Origin of the sequence: Streptomyces sp. E2N166 (assembly GCF_003671715.1) — a bacterium.
GTDB lineage: Bacteria > Actinomycetota > Actinomycetes > Streptomycetales > Streptomycetaceae > Streptomyces > Streptomyces thinghirensis.
Genome location: NZ_RAIF01000012.1, coordinates 440,668 through 454,351, shown reverse-complemented (window position 1 = coordinate 454,351; position 13,684 = coordinate 440,668). Strand labels below are relative to the sequence as shown.

The following is a 13,684-nucleotide window of genomic DNA, read 5'->3' as shown; positions in this document are numbered from 1 at the left end:
CCCGCCCCGGCCGCGGCAGCCCGGCCGGCACCTCCACGGCGGGTCCGTCGTGCGGGTGCGACAGCAGCACCTGCCGGACGCCGGTCAGGGAACGCCCGGCGCGTGCGGCGGCGAACGCGGCGCCGGGCGTCAGGTCGAGCAGCAGCGCCCCGTCCACCAGCAGCGCGGTCGCCGCGCGCGCGTTCGTGCCCTGCGCGGCGGCACAGGCCGCGCAGGGACAGTCGGGGCGGGGGAGTCCCGCGGGGGCACCGGTGCCGAGCAGAGTCACGTCCACGCCCCGATTTTCCCCGGTCACCCGGCGACGTGCGCGCCCGAGACCCCCTGTGGGGCGCGGGTGGTCCCGTTTCCCGTCTCCCCGGCCTTCTACGGCGCATCCGGTTCAGCGCATAGGCTGCGGTCGGAGGCCGGACCAAGATCCGGCTTCCGCTCTGCATGTGCTCACATCTTGGAGGCGTACATGGCGGCATGGACGTGGCGGTTCGAGACGGCCGGCGGGACTGAGGTCCAGCCCGCGGTGCAGCCCGAGGAGTTCACCACGCAAGGGGACGCCGAGTCCTGGATCGGTGAGTACTGGAAGGACCTCAAGGAGGGCGGGACCGACCAGGTGCGGCTGTTCGAGGACGCCACCGAGATCTACGGCCCGATGAGCCTGCACGCCGAAGAGGCCGAAGGGGCCGAAGGGGCCGAAGAGGCCGGAGCGGCCGCGGAACCGGAGGCCTGACCCGCGGGCGGACGGGGCCGGTCCCGACCGGACCGGCCCCGCCTCCGTCACTGCTCGCCCAGCGTCACCTCGGCGGTGCGCTCGTCGCCGTCGCGGGTGTACGTCACCTTCGCCCGGTCCCCCGGCCGCATGGACGCCAGCGCCTCGGCCAGCGAGGTGATGGTGGTGATGTCCGTGTCGCCCAGCCGGACGATGACGTCCCCGGGCCGCAGCCCCGCCTCGTCGGCGGCCCCGCCGTCACTGACCTCGACGACGGCCACGCCCGCGGGCCGGTAGCCGTCGTCGACGACCGTACGGGCGGTGACGCCGAGCGCGGCCCGGCCCGAGTCGGTGACCCGCCCGTCCTCGATGATCTGGTCGGCGACCGTCCTCACCATCGAAGCCGGGATGGCGAACCCGATCCCGGGCGCCGCGCTGTCGCTCATGCCCGGGTCGGTCGCGGCCAGCGTCGGGATGCCGATCACCTGGCCGTCGAGGTTCACCAGGGCGCCACCGCTGTTGCCGGGGTTGATGGCCGCGGACGTCTGCACCATGTTGCCGATGGTCGCGCCCGTACCGCCCCCGCCGCTGCCCTCGGTGACGGTCCGCCCGGTCGCCGAGACGATGCCCTGCGTCACGCTGGAGGACAGCCCGAGCGGCGAGCCCATCGCCAGCACGATCTGCCCGACCCCGGCCTTCGAGGAGTCCCCGAAGCGGGCCGCCTTCATGCCGTCGGGCACCTGGTCCAGCTTGATGACGGCGAGATCCTGCTCGGGGTACGAGGAGACGAGTTCCGCGGCCAGCGTGGCCTCGTTGCGGGCGGTCGTCACCCGGAAGGACTTGGTGTCACCGACGACGTGCGCGTTCGTGACGACGTGTCCCTCGTCGTCGTACACGACCCCCGACCCCAGGGAGTCGCCCGCCTGGATCTGCACGACCGACGGGAGTACGTCGTTGATCACCCGCTCGTAGTCGGCCTGCAGATCGTTGGCCGCGCGCGGGGCCGCGGCCTGTGCCGTGTCGCCCTCCCGCTCGCTCCGGGAGCCCGGAGCGGACCCGTCACCGGAGCAGCCGGCGACGAGCAGGAGGGAGCAGGCCAGCGCGGCGAGCGGGCTCAGCAGCCGTGGCGCACGGGTACGGGAGGCGTCCATGCCCCGAGTCTCACCGCGCACCGCGGACGCGGCCCCCGGGGAACCCCCGAACGGGCGCCGCGCGGTACTACCCCCGCACCCCGCACAGATGAAGCAGCGCGGCGACCTGGCGGTACGGGTCCGTCCGTCCGGCCCGTTCCTCGGCGGCCAGCAGCGTTTCGAGACCGTCCGGGACCCGGGCGTCGTCGGGAACCGTGTCCGTGAAGACCCGGACGCCGTACCAGGTGTGCAGCGGGGCGCCGATGCTCGCGAGCTTGGCCGTCAGCGTCGCCGGCCGGTCCGCGCGGACCTCCATGCCGAGACCGTCACGACAGACGGTGGTGTCGAAGGCGGCCAGGGCGTCGGCCCAGTCGCCGCGCAGGCCGGGGCGCATCGCGAGCGCGTCGCCGTTGCGCACCAGGAGTGACAGCAGTCCGCCCGGGGCGAGCATCCGGGCCAGCCCCGCGAGCAGCGGGTCGGGCTCCTCGACGTACATGAGCACCCCGTGGCACAGCACCACGTCGAAACTGCCCGGCAGGAAATGCACGCCGGTGTCCCGGCCGTCGCCCTCGACGATCCGCATCCGCTCCCGGATGCCCTCGGGCTGGCCGGCCAGGGCGTCGCGTGCCGCGGCGATCATCGTGACGTCCCGCTCGACGCCGGTCACCTGGTGCCCGGCCCGTGCCAGCCGGAGCGACTGGGCGCCCTGGCCCATACCGACGTCGAGCACCCGCAGCCGCTTGCCGACCGGGAAACGTCCGGCTATCTGCTCGTCCAGCTGCCGGGCCACCAGCTCCTGCCGTACGACGTCCCGCAGACCACCCGGAACGGCCGACCAGGCATCGGCCGCGCCGTCGGCGAACGGCGTCGTGCTCAGGGCCGCTCCCCGCGCTTGACCTGGGGCTTGGGCAGCCGGAGGCGGCGCATCTGGAGGGAGCGCATCAGCGCGTAGGCGACCGCGCCGCGTCGCCGCTCGTCCGGGAAGCGCTCGGCGAGACGCTTCTTCAGCCGGAAGCCGGTCACGATCGAGTCCAGCACGATCATCACGATCACGACCAGCCACAGCAGCAGCGCCACGTTCTGAAGCGAGGCCACCCGGACCATGCTCAGCACGAGGATGACCACGGCCATCGGCAGGAAGTACTCCGCGATGTTGAACCGCGAGTCGATGAAGTCGCGCGCGAACTTGCGGACCGGACCCTTGTCACGGGCCGGCAGGTACCGCTCGTCCCCCTTCGCCAGCGCCTCGCGCTGGCGTGCCATCGCGGTCCGGCGCTCCTCGCGCTGACGCTTGGCGGCGTCCTTGCGCGTCATCGGAGTGTTGGCGACGCTGCGGCGCTGGGACTGGGCCGCACTGCGCTTGGGCGTCGGCCTTCCCTTGGGGGCCTGCGGGTCACGGGGCTGATTGGAGTCGGTCACCGGCGTCTTGACGAGGCTCGGTGCCTTCTCTTCCTTGGCACGGCTACGGAACACAAAACCCAAGGGTACGGGGTGCCGGGGTGTGGGCCCCAGTCCGGTGGGGAACGATCCGGCAACGCCGGTCGTCTCCATGTGGACAGAGGGGACGTTGGGTACACCGCGGGGGACCGGGTCATTCCGGACAACCCCGGGGAGCACCTACTCCCTACGCCGGACCGGGAGCGCACGCAGTCGTCCTTGGGGATGAGCGCATCCGTCCCCGAACAGTGCGGTAATGGATGCAGGGCCCGTACTGTGGGTTCTGTTGCAGTCGCTGGAGCTGGAGTCGGTCAGAAGGGGGCGCGCGAAGCCCATGAGCGGTGTCATGAAGCGTATGGGGATGATCTTCCGCGCGAAGGCCAACAAGGCCCTTGACCGGGCCGAGGACCCGCGCGAGACCCTCGATTACTCGTACCAGAAACAGCTGGAGCTGCTCCAGAAGGTGCGCCGCGGTGTCGCCGACGTGGCGACCAGCCGCAAGCGCCTGGAGCTCCAGCTCAATCAGCTCCAGTCCCAGTCGACCAAGCTGGAGGACCAGGGCCGCAAGGCACTCGCGCTGGGCCGTGAGGACCTGGCCCGCGAGGCGCTCTCCCGGCGCGCGGCGCTCCAGCAGCAGGTCACCGACCTGGAGACGCAGCACGCCACCCTCCAGGGCGAGGAGGAGAAGCTCACCCTGGCGGCCCAACGCCTCCAGGCCAAGGTGGACGCCTTCCGCACGAAGAAGGAGACCATCAAGGCCACCTACACGGCCGCCCAGGCGCAGACCCGCATCGGAGAGGCGTTCTCCGGCATCTCCGAGGAGATGGGCGACGTGGGCCTGGCCATCCAGCGGGCCGAGGACAAGACCGCCCAGCTCCAGGCCCGGGCCGGCGCCATCGACGAACTGCTCGCCTCCGGCGCCCTGGACGACCAGTCCGGCATGCACAAGGACGACATCCAGGCCGAGCTGGACCGGCTCTCCGGTGGTACGGATGTAGAGCTGGAACTGCAGCGCATGAAGGCCGAACTGTCCGGGGGCAGCACCTCCGACCGGCAGGCCATCGAGGGCGGCCAGGACCAGGGCCAGGCGCAGTCCCAGCAGCAGCCGCAGGACACCCCGCGCTTCGACAAGCAGTAGCCCACGCCTAGGAGGCGACATGATCGTACGGATCATGGGGGAGGGACAGCTGACGCTGGCCGACGGCCGTCTCACCGAGCTGAACAAGCTGGACGACGAGCTCCTGGCCGAAATGGAGAACGGCGACGGCCCCGGTTTCCGCGCGACCCTCCAGGCCCTCCTGGATAAGGTCCGGGAACTGGGCGAGCCCGTCCCGGACGACTCCCTGGAGCCGTCCGACCTCATCCTCCCGTCCCCGGACGCCACCCTGGAGGACGTCCGGGAGCTACTGAGCGACGACGGCCTGATCCCAGGGGGTTCCTGACGGACACCGGTCGGTACTCCCAGTCCGTCCGGCACCTCCAGCCCGTCCGGCGTTCGAGGACGAGGCCGTCCAGGCCGACCGCGGGGGTCTGGGGGCGCAGCCCCCAGGTCGAGGGCCACTGCACGCTGGGCGCGACCCGGACCGACGCCCACTCCAGCTACCGTAAACAGCCGTGAGCACCCTCGCCCGCGCCCGCTGCACCATCGGCGCCCACCCCTCCGCCCTGGACGCGGCCATCGCCGCGGCCGTCCTGGTGTGCATGGTCGCCGGCTCCTTCGTGGACCCGCACGGTCCCGAGGGCGTGAGCTGGGGACTGCGCACCCCGGACGTACTCAGCCTGGCCCTCATGGCCGTCGGCGCCGCGGCGCTCGTCTTCCGCCGCCGAGCCCCGCTGGCGGTCCTCACGGTCACCGGCGGTGTCTCCGTCGTCGAGAGCGTCACCGGCGACCCCCGCGCGCCCGTTGTCATGTCCGCCGTCGTCGCACTCTTCACCGTCGCCGCATCCACCGACCGTTCCACCACCTGGCGGGTCGGCCTGCTCACCATGACGGTCCTGACCGGCGCCGCCATGCTGGCCGGGCCCCTGCCCTGGTACGCGCAGGAGAACCTCGCCGTCTTCGCCTGGACCGGCATCGGCGCCACCGCCGGGGACGCGGTCCGCAGCCGGCGCGCCTTCGTCCAGGCCATCCGCGACCGGGCCGAGAAGGCCGAGCGCACCCGCGAGGAGGAGGCCCGACGCCGGGTCGCCGAGGAGCGGCTGCGCATCGCCCGCGACCTGCACGACGTGGTCGCCCACCACATCGCCCTGGTCAACGTCCAGGCCGGGGTCGCCGCCCACATCATGGACAAGCGGCCCGACCAGGCCAAGGAGGCCCTCGCCCACGTACGGGAGGCCAGCCGCTCCGCGCTGGGCGAGCTGCGTGCCACCGTCGGCCTGCTCCGCCAGTCCGGCGACCCGGAGGCCCCGACCGAACCCGCTCCCGGCCTGGACCGCCTCGGCGAACTCGTCGCCACCTTCCACCACGCCGGACTGCACGTCGAGGTGGCCCGCACCGACCAGGGCACCGACCGGCCCACCGCAGTAGACCTGGCCGCCTACCGCATCATCCAGGAGGCGTTGACCAACGTGCAGAAGCACGCGGGGACGCGGGCGAAGGCCGAGGTCAGCGTCGTGAGGGTGGGGCCGAACATCGAGGTCACCGTGCTCGACGACGGGGCCGGCGAGGGCGAGGCCCCCGAGGCCCCGGCCGACGGCGGCGGCCACGGCCTGATCGGGATGCGCGAGCGGGTCACCGCAGTGAGCGGCACCCTCACCACCGGTCCCCGTTACGGAGGCGGTTTCCGGGTCCATGCGATCCTTCCGGTCAGGAACCGCACCGATACCGCGGAGGGCCCCGTATGACGATCCGTGTCCTGCTCGCCGACGACCAGGCGTTGCTGCGCAGCGCCTTCCGGGTGCTGGTCGACTCCGAGCCCGACATGGAGGTGGTGGGGGAGGCGTCCGACGGCGCGGAGGCGGCCCGGCTGGCCGCCGAGCAGCGGGCCGACGTGGTGCTGATGGACATCCGGATGCCCGGCACCGACGGCCTCGCCGCCACCCGCATGATCAGCGCCGACCCGTCCCTCGCCCACGTCCGCGTGGTCATACTGACCACCTTCGAGGTCGACGACTACGTGGTGCAGTCGCTGCGCGCGGGCGCCTCCGGCTTCCTCGGCAAGGGCTCCGAACCCGAGGAACTGCTCAGCGCGATCCGCGTCGCGGCCGGCGGCGAGGCGCTGCTGTCCCCGACCGCCACCAAAGGGCTGATCGCCCGCTTCCTCGCCCAGGAGGGCACGGCGGGCGAGGACCGCGACCCCGCCCGCGCCGAGCGGCTGGAGACGCTGACCGTGCGCGAGCGCGAGGTGCTGGTCCAGGTCGCCGGCGGGCTCTCCAACGACGAGATCGCCGAGCGGCTGGAGGTCAGCCCGCTCACCGTGAAGACGCACGTCAACCGGGCCATGGCCAAGCTGGGCGCCCGCGACCGCGCCCAGCTGGTCGTCATCGCGTACGAGTCCGGGCTGGTACGTCCGAGGGTGGAGTGACCTCTGCCCCGGTGTACTGCGGGGGGAGTATGCGCCGCATAAGGAAATGGACCTGGGACCTAGGGAACCGGGGGCGCTCATGGACCAGGGTGTCGGGGTGGGCGTACAGATGTGCCCCGTCCCCCACCGCTCGGCCACAGAAGAGAGACCCAGATCCATGTCCTGGCTGTCGAGATTCAGCCTCGCACAACGGGCCCTGATAGGCCTGATGTCGATCGTCGCGCTCGTCTTCGGCGCGATCGCCATCCCCCAGCTCAAGCAGCAGCTGCTGCCCACCATCGAACTGCCCATGGTGTCCGTGCTGGCGCCCTACCAGGGTGCCTCGCCGGACGTGGTCGAGAAGCAGGTCGTCGAACCGATCGAGGACAGCCTCGAAGCCGTCGACGGGATCTCCGGCATCACCGCGACGGCCAGTGAGGGCAACGCCGTCATCATGGCGTCCTTCGACTACGGCAACGGCACCCAGCAGCTCGTCGCCGACGTCCAGCAGGCCGTCAACCGGGCCCGCGCCCAGCTCCCGGACGACGTGGACCCGCAGGTCATCTCCGGCTCGACGGACGACATCCCCACCGTCGTCCTCGCCGTCACCTCCGACAAGGACCAGCAGGCGCTGGCCGACCAGCTCGACAAGACGGTCGTCTCGGAGCTGAAGGACATCGACGGCGTCGCCCAGGTCGTGGTCGACGGCGTCCGGGACGTGCAGGTCACCGTCACGCCCGATCAGGCGAAGCTGGCCAGGGCGGGCGTGAGCCCGCAGGCCCTCGCCCAGTCCCTCCAGGCCGGCGGCGCGACCGTCCCCGCGGGCTCCTTCGACGAGGCCGGTGCCAACCGCACCGTCCAGGTCGGCGGTGGCTTCACCTCGCTGAAGCAGATCCAGGACCTGATGGTCACCGGCGAGGGCGTCGACAAGCCCGTCCGCCTCGGCGACGTGGCCACCGTCGAGGAGGAGGAGGCCAAGGCCGACTCCCTCACCCGCACCAACGGTGAGCCGAGCCTCTCCGTCGCCGTCACGATGGACCACGAGGGCAGCGCGGTCGCGATCTCGGACGCCGTCGAGGACAAGCTTCCCGGCCTGCGCGAGCAGCTCGGCTCCGGCGCGACGCTCACCGTCGTCAGCGACCAGGGCCCGGCGGTGTCCAAGGCCATCTCGGGTCTGACCACGGAGGGCGGGCTCGGTCTGCTCTTCGCCGTCCTGGTCATCCTGGTCTTCCTGGCGTCGATCCGCTCGACCCTGGTCACCGCGGTCTCCATCCCGCTGTCCGTGGTGCTGGCGCTGATCGTCCTGTGGACGCGCGACCTGTCGCTGAACATGCTGACGCTGGGCGCGCTCACCATCGCCATCGGCCGGGTCGTCGACGACTCGATCGTGGTCCTGGAGAACATCAAGCGGCACCTCGGCTACGGCGAGGAGCGCCAGGAGGCCATCCTCAAGGCCGTCCGCGAGGTCGCCGGCGCGGTCACCTCATCGACGCTCACCACGGTGGCCGTGTTCCTGCCGATCGGCCTGGTCGGCGGCATGGTCGGCGAGCTGTTCGGCTCCTTCAGCCTGACCGTGACCGCCGCGCTGCTGGCGTCCCTGCTGGTGTCGCTGACGGTCGTCCCGGTCCTGTCGTACTGGTTCCTGCGCCCGCCCAAGGGCACCCCCGAGGACGCGGACGAGGCGCGCCGGCTGGCCGAGGAGAAGGAGGCGAAGAGCCGCCTCCAGCGGTTCTACGTCCCCGTCCTGCGCTTCGCCACCCGCCGCCGCCTGACCAGCGTGGCCATCGCGGTCGTCGTGCTGATCGGCACGTTCGCCATGGCGCCGCTGCTGAAGACGAACTTCTTCGACCAGGGCGAGCAGAAGGTCCTCAGCATCAAGCAGGAGCTGAAGCCCGGCACCAGTCTGGCCGCGACCAACGCCCAGGCCGAGAAGGTCGAGAAGCTGCTCGGCGACACCGAGGGCGTCAAGGACTACCAGGTCACCATCGGCTCGTCCGGCTTCATGGCCGCCTTCGGCGGCGGCACGGACACCAACCAGGCCTCGTACCAGCTGATGCTGGAGGACTCGGCGAACACCGAGGACGTCCAGGACCACATCGAGGACGGGCTGGCGAAGCTCGACGGCATCGGCACCACCACCATCGCCGCCGGTGACGGCTTCGGCAGCCAGGACCTGAGCGTCGTCGTCAAGGCCGCCGACGCTCAGGTGCTCCGCGAGGCCTCCGAGAAGGTCCGCAAGACGGTCGCCGGGCTCGACGACGTCACCGACGTCACCAGCGACCTGGCGCAGAGCGTGCCGCGCGTCTCGGTCAAGGCCAACGCGAAGGCCGCCGAGGCCGGGTTCACCGACCAGACGCTCGGCGCGGCCGTCGCCCAGGCGGTGCGCGGCACCCCGGCCGCCAAGGCGATCCTCGACGACACCGAGCGCGACGTCGTGATCAGGTCGGCCCGGCCGGCCGAGACGCTGGCCCAGCTGAATGCCCTGAATCTGGGCCCGGCGAAGCTCGGCGACATCGCCACGGTCGAGCTGGTGGACGGCCCGGTGTCGATGACCCGCATCGACGGGCAGCGCGCGGCGACCATCACGGCCAAGCCGACCGGTGACAACACCGGCGCGGTGGGCACGGAACTCCAGTCGGAGATCAACGGCCTGGACCTGCCGGCCGGTGCCACGGCCGAGATCGGCGGCGTCACCGCCGACCAGGACGAGGCGTTCGCCAACCTGGGCCTGGCCATGCTCGCGGCGATCGCGATCGTGTTCATGCTGCTGGTCGGCACCTTCCGGTCGCTGGCCCAGCCGCTGATCCTGCTGGTGTCGATCCCGTTCGCGGCGACCGGCGCGATCGGCCTGCTGCTGGCGACGGGCACCCCGATGGGCGTCCCGGCGATGATCGGCATGCTGATGCTGATCGGCATCGTGGTCACCAACGCGATCGTGCTGATCGACCTGATCAACCAGTACCGCAAGCAGGGCTACGGCGTCGTCGAAGCGGTCGTCGAGGGCGGCCGGCACCGTCTGCGGCCCATCCTGATGACGGCCCTGGCGACGATCTTCGCCCTGCTCCCCATGGCGCTGGGCGTCACCGGCGAGGGCGGCTTCATCGCCCAGCCGCTGGCGGTGGTGGTGATCGGCGGCCTGATCACGTCGACCCTGCTGACCCTGCTGCTGGTCCCGACGCTCTACGCGATGCTGGAACTGCGCAAGGAGCGGCGCGCGAAGAAGCGGGCGGCGAAGAAGGGCGGCGACGTGCCGTCGCAGCCCGCGGCTTCGGACGAGCCGGAGACGGCGAAGGTCTGAGCCCGCGAGAACGGCTCAGGTCCCGCCCGACACCGAAGGTGGTCGGGCGGGACCTGAGCCGTTTGAAACACCCCGCACGGACGGATGGGTGGGAAATCGCCCCCTACGGCAGGGCGAGCATCCGCTCCAGCGCCAGCTTCGCGAACGCCTCCGTCTCCTTGTCCACCTCGATGCGGTTGACGAGGTTGCCCTCGGCGAGCGACTCCAGCGCCCACACCAGGTGCGGCAGGTCGATGCGGTTCATGGTCGAGCAGAAGCAGACCGTCTTGTCGAGGAAGACGATCTCCTTGCCCTCGGCGGCGAAACGGTTCGCCAACCGTCGGACCAGGTTCAGCTCGGTACCGATGGCCCACTTGGAACCGGCCGGGGCCGCCTCCAGGGCCTTGATGATGTACTCGGTCGAGCCGACGTAGTCCGCCGCCGCGACGACCTCGTGCCGGCACTCGGGGTGCACCAGGACGTTGACGCCCGGTATGCGCGCGCGCACGTCGTTCACCGAGTCGAGGCTGAAGCGGCCGTGCACCGAGCAGTGACCCCGCCAAAGGATCATCTTCGCGGCCCGCAGTTCCTCGGCGGTCAGCCCGCCGTTGGGCTTGTGCGGGTTGTAGAGGACGCAGTCCTCCAAAGACATGCCCATGTCCCGCACCGCGGTGTTGCGGCCCAGGTGCTGGTCGGGCAGGAACAGCACCTTCTCGCCCTGCTCGAAGGCCCAGTCCAGGGCCCGCTCGGCGTTGGACGACGTGCAGATGGTGCCGCCGTGCTTGCCCGTGAACGCCTTGATGTCCGCGGACGAGTTCATGTACGAGACGGGCACGACCTGCTCGGCGATGCCGGCCTCGGTCAGCACGTCCCAGCACTCGGCGACCTGCTCGGCGGTGGCCATGTCCGCCATGGAGCAGCCGGCGGCCAGGTCGGGCAGGACCACCTTCTGCTCGTCGGAGGTCAGGATGTCGGCCGACTCCGCCATGAAGTGCACACCGCAGAAGACGATGTACTCGGCCTCCGGGCGCGCGGCCGCGTCCCGGGCCAGCTTGAAGGAGTCACCCGTGACGTCGGCGAACTGGATGACCTCGTCGCGCTGGTAGTGGTGACCGAGCACGAAGACCTTGTCCCCGAGCTTCTCCTTGGCCGCGCGGGCGCGCGCGACCAGGCCCGGGTCGGAGGGCGAGGGCAGGTCGCCGGGGCATTCCACGCCGCGCTCGCTCCTCGGGTCGGCCTCGCGGCCGAGCAGCAGCAGGGCGAGGGGCGACGGCTGTACGTCGAGCTCCTGGGTTTGGGCGGTGGTCACGACACGCACCCTTTCTACTTTTCGTCGAACTGACGCTATATATCATAACCGGTTCACGTCAGTTTGACGATGCCCATAGTGTCGGTGTGACGTGAATCCCGGTGTCCAGGCCGCCGTCCACAGCCGCTGTCCGCCGCCCGACGCGTGTGCGAGCATGAAGGGAAGGCCGAGGACGAAGACACGGGCCCGCCCGGAATGAATCCGCGGCCCCGCCGGTTGGAACCGTCGGCAAGCAGTCTCCGTACAACCTTGGAGAGATGTAGATGTCCGTATCGGACGAGACCACCACCGTCACCGACGGCATCATCCTGACCGACGCCGCCGCGGCCAAGGTCAAGGCCCTGCTCGACCAGGAAGGCCGTGAGGATCTGGCGCTGCGCGTCGCCGTCCAGCCCGGCGGCTGCTCCGGCCTGCGCTACCAGCTCTTCTTCGACGAGCGCTCGCTCGACGGCGACGTGGTGAAGGACTTCGACGGCGTCAAGGTCACCACCGACCGCATGAGCGCCCCGTACCTGGGCGGCGCCACCATCGACTTCGTCGACACGATCGAGAAGCAGGGCTTCACGATCGACAACCCGAACGCGACGGGCTCCTGCGCCTGCGGCGACTCCTTCAGCTAGGGGCTGCCCCGGCGGATCAGGCCGCCGGAAGAGCGCGGCGCCCGATCGGCGCGGTCCCTGGCCGCGCGGTGGGCACGCCACAGTCGTAAGAGGGCGGCGGCCCGGGACCGACCCCGGGCCGCCGCCCTCTTGCCTGCCCGCCTACGGGACCGCCGTCACCGGCCCCTGGACGGCGCCGGAAGCCGCGCGCCCGGCTTGTGCGGCGGAATCTCCTCGCCGTCCGAGCCCACGACCGTCCGGTCGCCGAGCGGCTCGTCGAGCGGCACCGTCCGCTCGTACTCCTTGGCGATCAGGATGCAGACCTTCTCCGGATGCGGGGTCTCGGTCACCGTGACGGTCACCTTGCCCGCGCTCTCCTCCGCCTTCGCCTCGTAGTCGGAGCACACCCCGCCCGTGAAGTGCACGGTCAGCTCCCCGCCCTCGGCCGTATAGCCGTTCACCTCGACGTCGCGGGGCTCACCCGGCGCCGAGGGCGGCTCGTCGGACGGGGCCGGGGACGGTGAGGCGGGGGCCGCGGACGTCAGGTACTTCGGGTCGACCGCCGGATACGTCACCGTGAAGGCGTCCCCCGTGCCCGGCGCCCGCACCTCGAACAGCCACGACGGCACCAGCGTCTGCCGCCCCCGCACCGGATGCGCGGCCAGCCCGAACACCGCGTCCTCGACCGTGATGGTCCGCTTCTCCGGCTGCTGCGGCTTCTCCGGAGTTCCCGTCGGCGGCTCGCAGGGCGTGTCCGCGCCGTCCTGATGCGGTACGGGGCTCGCGCAGCCCCCGATGCCGGCGCCCGGGCCGCCGCCCGGCGTGTTCAGCAGCGCCAGCGTTTCCTCCGCACCCAGGACGGGATACGTGTCCCCCTTGACCGGCACCTTCACCTGACCGCTGCCGCCGACCACATCGCCCTGCGCGCCGACGACCACACCGGTCGTCCAGCCGTACGTGGGCAGCCCGCCGACCTCGGGTTCGGCGTTCACGGCCCGCCGGGCGCCCATGACCTGGCCCGCGTCCAGCTTGGCGTCGTCCTGGCCCAGCGCCTTCAGCACCGGCGCCGCAGCCTTCTTCGCGGCCGCCTCGCTCACCGGGTCCCCGTCGGCGGACGGGCCCTTGCACGCGGCGCCCTTCTTGCAGTTGTCGGTACCGGGCGTGTAGCGGTGGAACGTCCAGGTGCCCGGGGCCTGCGTGTTCACCGTCAGCAGCGGACCCGAACCGTCGTTGGCGTTGCCGACCTTCCATGCCTCGCCCCGCACGCGCGGCGCACCGTCGACCCCGAGCGCCTCGGCCAGCCGGGCCACCTCCGCCTCGGTGACCTCGCCCTTCGCCCGGTACACGGGCGCCGAGCCGGGGCCGTCGGGCAGCGAGCCGTCGGCGCGGTAGGTGACGCCGTAGGGGTTGGGCTCGCCGGGCGCGATGCCGTTCGTACCGCCGCTTCCGGACGGCGCCGCGTGGTCGTCCAGGGTGAGCGGCGGGGGAGTGTCGTCGCCGGACGCACCGGAGGCCGTACCGCCGTCCGGGCCGCCGCCGGAGGCGGACGTGGCCAGATAGGCGCCGCCGGTCCCCACCAACAGCACGGCGGCGGCGACGGAGGCGACGGCGACCGCCCGGGGACGCCGCCGCGCGGGACGCCCGGCGCCGGCCTCGTCGGCGGCGTCGGCGTCGTCGTTGTCGGGTCGGTCGGTGTTCACCGCATCGCTCCTTCGGCTGTTACTGGGGA

The 13,684-nt window shown here is 71.7% G+C and carries 12 protein-coding genes and 1 pseudogene; 7 read left to right on the top strand and 6 right to left on the bottom strand.

Features of this window, described 5'->3' with window-relative positions; translation table 11 throughout:
• Positions 1-274, bottom strand: a pseudogene (locus EBH09_RS38715) (adenosylcobinamide kinase/adenosylcobinamide phosphate guanyltransferase); the annotation flags it as partial.
• A 183-nt stretch (positions 275-457) separates the two neighbouring features.
• Between EBH09_RS38715 and EBH09_RS09730 the strand changes: the two are divergent.
• Entirely contained in the window at positions 458-721 is a 264-nt protein-coding gene (locus EBH09_RS09730; protein WP_121746617.1) for a hypothetical protein, read from the top strand.
• A gap of 47 nt (positions 722-768) precedes the next feature.
• On the opposite strand, the gene EBH09_RS09725 is transcribed toward EBH09_RS09730, so the two are convergent.
• The 3 genes from EBH09_RS09725 to EBH09_RS09715 all read right to left on the bottom strand — a co-directional run bounded on the left by EBH09_RS09725 (position 769) and on the right by EBH09_RS09715 (position 3,381).
• Positions 769-1,851 carry a trypsin-like peptidase domain-containing protein gene (locus EBH09_RS09725; RefSeq protein WP_121746616.1) on the bottom strand — a complete coding sequence of 361 codons (1,083 nt, stop codon included), beginning with the start codon at positions 1,849-1,851 and terminating at the stop codon, positions 769-771.
• Between the two features lie 67 nt (positions 1,852-1,918).
• Positions 1,919-2,620 (bottom strand): methyltransferase domain-containing protein, encoded by a 702-nt coding sequence (locus EBH09_RS09720; RefSeq protein ID WP_121746615.1) that lies wholly within the window; start codon positions 2,618-2,620, stop codon positions 1,919-1,921.
• A gap of 83 nt (positions 2,621-2,703) precedes the next feature.
• A complete protein-coding gene (locus EBH09_RS09715; protein WP_121746614.1) occupies positions 2,704-3,381 on the bottom strand; it encodes a DUF3043 domain-containing protein in 678 nt (225 codons plus the stop codon).
• Positions 3,382-3,613: 232 nt separating this feature from the next.
• On the opposite strand from EBH09_RS09715, the gene EBH09_RS09710 reads away from it, so the two are divergent.
• The 5 genes from EBH09_RS09710 (at position 3,614) to EBH09_RS09690 (ending at position 10,068) form a co-directional block, all read left to right on the top strand.
• A complete protein-coding gene (locus tag EBH09_RS09710) occupies positions 3,614-4,405 on the top strand; it encodes a PspA/IM30 family protein (protein WP_274595131.1) in 792 nt (263 codons plus the stop codon).
• A gap of 19 nt (positions 4,406-4,424) precedes the next feature.
• Positions 4,425-4,709 (top strand): hypothetical protein, encoded by a 285-nt coding sequence (locus EBH09_RS09705; protein ID WP_121746612.1) that lies wholly within the window; start codon positions 4,425-4,427, stop codon positions 4,707-4,709.
• Between the two features lie 172 nt (positions 4,710-4,881).
• On the top strand, positions 4,882-6,111 hold the full coding sequence (locus EBH09_RS09700) for a histidine kinase (RefSeq protein WP_121746611.1): 1,230 nt from the start codon (positions 4,882-4,884) through the stop codon (positions 6,109-6,111).
• Positions 6,108-6,791 carry a response regulator transcription factor gene (locus tag EBH09_RS09695; RefSeq protein WP_121746610.1) on the top strand — a complete coding sequence of 228 codons (684 nt, stop codon included), beginning with the start codon at positions 6,108-6,110 and terminating at the stop codon, positions 6,789-6,791. The genes EBH09_RS09700 and EBH09_RS09695 overlap by 4 nt, the downstream gene beginning before the upstream one ends.
• Before the next feature lie 157 nt (positions 6,792-6,948).
• A complete protein-coding gene (locus tag EBH09_RS09690; protein WP_121746609.1) occupies positions 6,949-10,068 on the top strand; it encodes an efflux RND transporter permease subunit in 3,120 nt (1,039 codons plus the stop codon).
• Between the two features lie 103 nt (positions 10,069-10,171).
• Here the strand turns inward: EBH09_RS09690 and nadA are convergent, their stop codons facing one another.
• Entirely contained in the window at positions 10,172-11,356 is a 1,185-nt protein-coding gene (gene nadA / locus EBH09_RS09685) for a quinolinate synthase NadA (RefSeq protein WP_121747322.1), read from the bottom strand.
• Positions 11,357-11,619: 263 nt separating this feature from the next.
• Between nadA and EBH09_RS09675 the strand changes: the two genes are divergently transcribed.
• The gene (locus tag EBH09_RS09675; protein WP_053129615.1) at positions 11,620-11,976 is read left to right on the top strand and encodes an iron-sulfur cluster assembly accessory protein; all 357 of its coding nucleotides are present in this window, start codon (positions 11,620-11,622) and stop codon (positions 11,974-11,976) included.
• A 155-nt stretch (positions 11,977-12,131) separates the two neighbouring features.
• Here EBH09_RS09675 and EBH09_RS09670 read toward each other — a convergent pair whose 3' ends face one another.
• Positions 12,132-13,655, bottom strand: a complete 1,524-nt coding sequence (locus tag EBH09_RS09670; protein ID WP_121746607.1) for a hypothetical protein — start codon at positions 13,653-13,655, stop codon at positions 12,132-12,134.
• Positions 13,656-13,684 lie beyond the last annotated feature (29 nt).